We start from the raw sequence: 6,826 nt of genomic DNA on the forward strand, positions 1-6,826 counted from the left end.
TCCTCCTGTAAAATCTGTCCAGAGCGCCCCGATGCCCATCGCCAGCATGACCGGCTTCGCCCGCGAAGCCGGAACCACCGGTCCCGCGCACTGGGCCTGGGAGCTCAAGAGCGTCAACGGCCGCGGGCTGGAGATCCGGGTGCGGGTCCCGGCTGGCCTCGACGCCGTCGGCGAGGAGGCCCGGGCCCTGGTGCAGAAGCGCCTCGGCCGCGGCACCTGCCACCTCACCCTCACCCTGTCGCGGGCGGAGGCCGCCCCGCGGGTGCGCATCAACGAGGCGCTGCTCGCCTCGCTCGCCGAGGCGGTGACCCGGGTGCCGATGCCGCTCGGCATCACGCTCCCCTCCGTCGACGGGCTCATGGGCGTGCGTGGCGTGGTCGAGGTCGAGGAGGAGGCTGCCGACGACGAGGCGCTGCGGCGCGACCTCGCGGCGGCCGCCCTCCGACTGGTCGAGGCCCTGGCGGAGGGCCGCCGCGCGGAAGGGCGGGCGCTCGCCGACATCATCGGCGGCCAGCTCGCCGCCATGGCCGACCTGGTCGAGGCCGCGGAGACCTGCCCGGCCCGCCGGCCGGAGGCCGTCAAGGCGCGCCTCGCGGCGCAGGTCGCGAGCCTGATGGAGGCCGGCAGCTTCGATCCGGCGCGCCTGCACCAGGAGGCGGTGCTGCTCGCCGCGCGGGCCGATGTGCGCGAGGAGATCGACCGCCTGCGCGCCCATCTCGCCGCCGCCCGCGAGCTTCTCGCCGCCGGCGGCGCGGTCGGGCGCCGGCTCGATTTCCTGGCACAGGAGCTCGGCCGCGAGGCCAACACGCTCTGCGCCAAGGCCAACGACGTGTCGCTCTCCCGCATCGGCCTCGACCTCAAGGCCGTGGTGGAGCAGTTCCGCGAGCAGGTCCAGAACGTCGAATAGCGGAGATTTGTCCCCGCCCCGTCGTCGCTTCCCGGTTGCGCCCCCGACGGACGGGCGGCATTGGAGGGGAACTCGGGCGAGAGTCCCGGGCGAGGGCCGCGAGACGGGACCTCGGCGGCGCGCCGGTTCCGCTCCGGCGAAAGGGTGAAGCAACGCGATGGTGTCGACCATGGGCTCCGAACTCCTGACCACACCGGTGGCGCGCCGGGGCCTGGTGCTGATCCTCTCCTCGCCCTCGGGGGCCGGCAAGACCACGCTCACCCGGGCCCTGGCCCAGCGTCCCGAATGGGGCCTCGAGCTCTCCGTCTCGGTCACCACCCGGGCGCGCCGGCCGTCCGAGATCGACGGCCAGCACTACCGCTTCATCGACCGCGACGCCTTCGAGTCCTTGCGCGAGCGCGACGACCTGCTCGAATGGGCCGAGGTGCATGGCAACTACTACGGCACCCCCCGGGGCCCGGTGGAGAAGGCACTCGCGGCCGGCCGCGACATGATCTTCGACATCGACTACCAGGGCACCCGACAGGTGCGCGGCAAACTGCGCGACGACGTCGTCACCATCTTCATCCTGCCGCCCAGCTTACGTGAGCTGCGCCGCCGCCTGGAGCGCCGCGCCGAGGATTCCGCCGAGACGATCGAGCGCCGCCTGCTCAACGCCCGCACCGAGATCGAGCGCTGGTCGGAATACGATTACGTGCTGGTCAACGACGACCTCGACCGGTCGTTCAGGACCCTGGAAGCCATCCTCGCCGCCGAGCACCTGCGCCGCGAGCGCCAGGTCGGCCTCGCCGGCTTCGTCGGCGGCCTGCTGGCCGAGGGGGAAGGGCCGAAGGCCTGACGCACGGGAACGAATCGCTCGCGATCGAAGTTGCCGGGTGGTCCCACCCGCGACGTCGCGCCCCTGCCGCGCCGGGCAGCCCGAGGAAGTGAGCGATGCGTGAGCTGGCCTGCGACGTGGCGGTCATCGGGGCCGGCACGGCGGGAATCGCGGCGCAGGCCGCGGCCGCCAAGGCGGGCGCCCGCGCGGTGCTCATCGAGCGCGGTCCCGGCGGCACCACCTGCGCCCGGGTCGGCTGCATGCCCTCGAAGCTCCTGATCGAGGCGGCCCGCGCCGCGCACGACGCGCGCGGCACAGGACCGTTCGGCGTTACGACCGACGAAGTCCGGGTCGACGGCGCGGCGGTGATGCGGCGGGTGCGCGCCTTGCGCGACGATTTCGTCGCCTCGGTCTTCGCGGGGCTCGACCGCATCCCACAGGAGCTGCGCGTCGCCGGCACCGCCCGATTTACCGATCCCACCACGCTCCTGGTCGACGACCACACCCGGATCACGGCCGGCGCCGTGGTGATCGCCACCGGCTCGACCCCGAGCCTGCCGCCGCCCCTGCGGCCGGTCGCCGACCGCGTCCTCACCACCGACACCCTGTTCGAGATCGAGACGCTCCCCGAGACCCTCGCGGTCCTGGGCGCCGGCCCGGTCGGGCTCGAACTGGCTCAGGCCATGGCCCGCCTCGGCGTGCGGGTGACCCTGCTCGATCCCGCCGGCGCCGTCGGCGGCGCCCGCGACCCGAAGATCGCGGCCTGCGCCGCCGAATTGATCGGCGCCGAGTTCGATCTCCGCCTCGGCGCCACCGTCGAGAGCGCGCAGGCCGCCGGCGACGGGGTACGACTGACATGGCGCCGGGAATCGGGCGGGCAGGAGAGCGTCACCGTCGCGCGCGTCCTCGCTGCCGCCGGGCGCCCGCCCAATCTCGACGCCCTCGACCTCGGCGCCGCCGGGATCGCCCGCGCCGAGGACGGCCTGCCGGATTTCAGCCCGCGCACCCTCCAGTGCGGCACCGCCCCGATCTTCATCGCCGGCGACGCCAACCAGGAGCATCCGGTGCTGCACGAGGCCCAGCGCCAGGGCTGGATCGCCGGCGGCAACGCCGCGCGCTTCCCCCAGGTCGAGGCACCGCCGCCCTGGCCGGCCTTCGCGCTGGTCTTCACCGATCCGCAGATCGCGGCGGTCGGCCGGGCCTTCGACGCGGAGGCGGCGCGCGACTGGATCATCGGCGAGACCGCCTTCGCCGACCAGGGCCGCGCCCGGGCGATGGACCGGGCCGCCGGCCTGATCCGGGTCTATGCCGAGCACGACGGCCGGCTCACCGGCGCCGCGATGGTCGGCCCCGGTATCGAGCACCTCGCTCACCTGATGGCGATCGCCGTCCAGGAGGGTTGGAATGCCGCGACCTTCCTCGACCGGCCGTTCTACCATCCGACCCTGGAAGAGGGGCTGCAGAGCGCCGTCAAGGCAGTCGCCGAGCGGACCGGCGGCACACGGTGACGAAACGTCAACGAGCCTTCGAGGCAATCACCCGTTGCGGTTCCGTTCAGGGTTGGTAGTCGTTAAGGTGCGGGACCCGTCGCCGGAGGCGCTGCCCTCCCGGGCCATCGATTCGCTGGATACACCGTGACCTTGCCCGACCAGACGACGGCCCCGACGATCGATCTCGACGCCCTCTCGCCGTCCGACCTCGACCGCCTGCGCCAGGGCGTGATCCAGATCGACGGGCGCGGCGTCATCCATCTCTACAACCGGTCCGAGAGCGCGTTCTCCGGTCGCGCGCCCGAGCGGATGATCGGCCGCAACTTCTTCACCGACGTCGCCCCCTGCACCCACCTGCCGCATTTCTACGGCCGCTTCCGCGAGGGCGTGCGCCGGGGCCGGCTCGACCACACCTTCTCGTTCGTCTACGGCTTCGACCCGCGGCCGATGCAGGTCCGGATCACCCTGCGCCAGGCCGCTTTGCCCGATCGCTACTGGATCATCACCGAGCCGGTGGAGCCGCTGGAGCACGGGCACAGCCGGGAGGCGGTGCTGGCGGCGGTCAACCAGCGGGTGCGGGCTGAGCCGGTCGATCCGCGCCTGTGCGAGCAGGAGCCGATCCACGTTCCCGGGGCGATCCAGCCCCACGCCGTCCTGATCGCGGCCGACCCCGACACCCTAACCGTGGTCGCCTGCAGCGGCAATGTCCGCGACGTGCTGGACCGGGACCCGCTCGGCCTCGACCTCGCTGCCCTGCTCGGCGCCGGGCTCGCCGACCGGATCCGCGAGAGCCTTCAGGGCGACGGCGTCGATCCCGGATTCCTCCTGCGCCAGCGCGTCGTGCTGCCCGGCGCCGACGGCCTGCCGGTCGAGCTGGCGGCCCACCGCAACGGCGACCGGATCATCGTCGAGTTCGAGCTGGCGCCGGCCCATCCGGAGGATTTCCGCTCGGCGAGCCAGCTCGACACCGAGCTCGCCATCAGCCGCCTGCGCGGCGCCGACACGCTGGAGGGCGCCGCCGCCGTCGCGGCCCGCGAGACCCGGGCGCTGACCGGCTTCGACTGCGTCCTGGTCTACCGCTTCGATTCGGACTGGAACGGTGCCGCCATCGCCGAGGACAAGGACCCGGCCTGGACCCGCAGCCTCTTCGGCCTGCACTTCCCGGCCTCCGACATCCCGGCCCAGGCCCGCGCCCTCTACACCCGCTCGAAGAGCCGCTTCGTCATCGACCGCGACTACGTGCCGGTGCCCCTGGTGGCGACGCCCGCCTCCGCCAACGCCCCCATCGACCTCACCTTCGCCCAGGCGCGCAGCCTGTCGCCGATCCACCTCGAGTACCAGCGCAACCTCGGGGTGAACGGGTCGATGTCGATCTCGATCCTGGTCGAGGGGCGGCTCTGGGGCCTGATGATCGGCCATCACCGCCGGCCGCACTACGTCGCGCCCGAGACCCGCGCCGCCGCCACCGTGCTCGCCGACGCCTTCGCGATGCGGGTCTACGAGCTGGAGAGCCGGCGCCTGTGGCAGGAGCAGCAGGCCCATCTGGCGCTGGAGAGCGAGCTGGTGCGCGAGCTCGCCCGCTCCGACGATTTCGTCAGCGCGCTGACCGACAACGCCCACACCCTGCTCGACCTGTTCGATGCCCGCGGCGCCGCGACCGTCTCGGACGACGCGGTGCGCCAACTCGGCCAGACCCCGCCGGCCGACGCGGTCATGGCGATCGCCGCCTGGCTGCGCGCCACCCTGCCGGCGGACCGCGCCAGCTACGCGACGGCGGAATTCGCCGCCGCCCACCCGCCGAGCGCGCCCTACGCCGAATCGGCCAGCGGGCTCCTCGCCGTTTTCGTCGATTCCGAGCGCCGCCACCTGCTGCTGTGGTTCCGGCCCGAGATGCCGAGCACCGTCACCTGGGGCGGCGACCCGCGCAAACCGGTGCTCGCCGGCAGCGGACCGGTGGCGGTGCTGCCCCGGCGCTCGTTCGAGCGCTGGGTCGAGGAGCGCCGCGGCGTCTCCGAGCCCTTCGCGCCCTGGCAGGTCGGGATCGCCGAGGCCCTGGCCCAGGCGGTCGAGGGCGTGGTCCTGCGCCAGAGCCGCAAGATCACCGAGCTGACCGGGCTCCTCGCCGACAAGGAGCGCCTGCTCACCCAGAAGGACCTGCTCACCCGCGAGATCGACCACCGGGTCAAGAACTCGCTCCAGATCGTCTCGGCCTTCCTGCAGATGCAGCGCCGCCAGGTGACCGATCCGGCCGCGCAGGCGGCCTTCGCCGAGACCGCGGCCCGGGTGATGAGCGTGGCGCGGGTCCATGACAGCCTCTATCAGGCCGAGAGTGTCGAGGAGGTCGATCTCGGCCAGACGATCGAGAATCTCTGCGCCGACCTCGTCGGCATGGCGGGGGAGGGGCACGCGGTCGATCTCGAGGCCGAGCCGGGGCTGATGGTCCCCTACCGCAAGGCGGTGGCGCTCTCGCTCATCGCGACGGAACTCATCACCAACGCGTTCAAGTACGCCTTCGCGGAAGCCGGCGGCCGCGTCGCGGTCTGCGTCTCCGGCGAGACCGAAGGACGGATCCGGCTCTCCGTCTGCGACGACGGACGGGGCCTGCCGACCGACTGGCCCGACGCTCCGGCCCGGGGCACCGGCCTCGGCATGAAGCTCATCCGGGCGATGCTCGATCAGATCAACGCCCGGCTCGAGGTCGAGAACCGCCCCGGCGCCTGCTTCACGGTCACCGCGTGAGCGACATCCTGGAGCGCCTGCGCGCCGAAACCCGGGCCGCGCACGAGGCGATCGAGCGCGACCTCGCCTGGGAGACCCGCGTCGCGACCCGGGAGGGCTACCGCGCGCTGCTCGCCCGGTTCTGGGGCTTTCACGCCGAACTGGAGTCGGCCCTCGCGGCGGTTCTCCACGACGACGCCTTCCTCGACCCGCGCCGGCGCCTCGCGCATCTCGCCGCCGACCTGCGCTTCCTCGGCCTCGACGACGCGGCGATCGCGGCTTTGCCGCGCCCGCACCTCGCCCTGCCGCGCGACCGGGACGAGGCCTTCGGGACCCTCTACGTCCTCGAAGGCTCGACCCTCGGCGGCCAGGTGATCGCCAAGCATATCGGGCGCCAGCTCGGGCTGAACTCCGAGGGCGGCTGCCGCTACTACGCGGCCCACGGCCGCGAGACCGGCGCGATGTGGAAGGCCTTCCGCCTGCGTCTCACCGAGGAGGCCGCGCGCGGCACGCCCGAGACCATTGTCGCGGCGGCTATCAAAACCTTCGACGCCATGCGGCACTGGCTCTGCGCCGCGCCGGTCCCGATCCCGGACGGGAAGGGGAGGGGCCCTGTCGCGAAAGTTTCGCAGAGGGGTTGACGGGTCCGGGAGTGGCCCGTATACCCCAGCCCATCGGCGCCGGCCGCTCCCGCGGACCGGTCGCTGAAACGTCTTCGTGACAGTCTGGGCCGGCAAGCCTGATCTTGGTCAGGTGCGGGTCCTGCTGTTGCCGATGATCGCCGGTTTCGACCGGCTCGCTCTTTGACAAGTTCATACGAGAAAGAGAAGCGTGGACGGCGTCGTCCCTGCGGGCCGGTTTCTTCGAAACCGGTCGTGAGTAGGATGATGCTGG

At 72.7% G+C, this 6,826-nt stretch carries 5 protein-coding genes; all 5 read left to right on the plus strand.

Annotated elements, in window-relative coordinates:
- The first annotated feature begins 31 nt into the window (after positions 1-31).
- The 5 genes from ABZT49_RS22960 (at position 32) to ABZT49_RS22980 (ending at position 6,573) form a co-directional block, all read left to right on the plus strand.
- A complete protein-coding gene (locus ABZT49_RS22960) occupies positions 32-907 on the plus strand; it encodes a YicC/YloC family endoribonuclease (RefSeq protein WP_355289279.1) in 876 nt (291 codons plus the stop codon).
- Positions 908-1,064: 157 nt separating this feature from the next.
- Complete coding sequence (gene gmk, locus ABZT49_RS22965) at positions 1,065-1,745, plus strand: guanylate kinase (protein WP_355289281.1); 681 nt, start codon at positions 1,065-1,067, stop codon at positions 1,743-1,745.
- A gap of 95 nt (positions 1,746-1,840) precedes the next feature.
- A complete protein-coding gene (locus ABZT49_RS22970) occupies positions 1,841-3,232 on the plus strand; it encodes a dihydrolipoyl dehydrogenase (protein WP_355289283.1) in 1,392 nt (463 codons plus the stop codon).
- Between the two features lie 126 nt (positions 3,233-3,358).
- Complete coding sequence (locus tag ABZT49_RS22975) at positions 3,359-5,953, plus strand: histidine kinase dimerization/phosphoacceptor domain -containing protein (RefSeq protein WP_355289285.1); 2,595 nt, start codon at positions 3,359-3,361, stop codon at positions 5,951-5,953.
- Positions 5,950-6,573 carry a biliverdin-producing heme oxygenase gene (locus ABZT49_RS22980; protein ID WP_355289286.1) on the plus strand — a complete coding sequence of 208 codons (624 nt, stop codon included), beginning with the start codon at positions 5,950-5,952 and terminating at the stop codon, positions 6,571-6,573. The genes ABZT49_RS22975 and ABZT49_RS22980 overlap by 4 nt, the downstream gene beginning before the upstream one ends.
- Positions 6,574-6,826: the final 253 nt, after the last annotated feature.

The organism is Methylobacterium sp. EM32, assembly GCF_040593685.1.
Taxonomy (GTDB): Bacteria; Pseudomonadota; Alphaproteobacteria; order Rhizobiales; family Beijerinckiaceae; genus Methylobacterium.

Bases quoted from the DNA above. Each gene is read 5' to 3' on its own strand.
- ABZT49_RS22960 (WP_355289279.1), top strand. From the start codon at position 32: ATGCCCATCGCCAGCATGACCGGCTTCGCCCGCGAAGCCGGAACCACC.
- gmk (WP_355289281.1), top strand. From the start codon at position 1,065: ATGGTGTCGACCATGGGCTCCGAACTCCTGACCACACCGGTGGCGCGC.
- ABZT49_RS22970 (WP_355289283.1), top strand. From the start codon at position 1,841: ATGCGTGAGCTGGCCTGCGACGTGGCGGTCATCGGGGCCGGCACGGCG.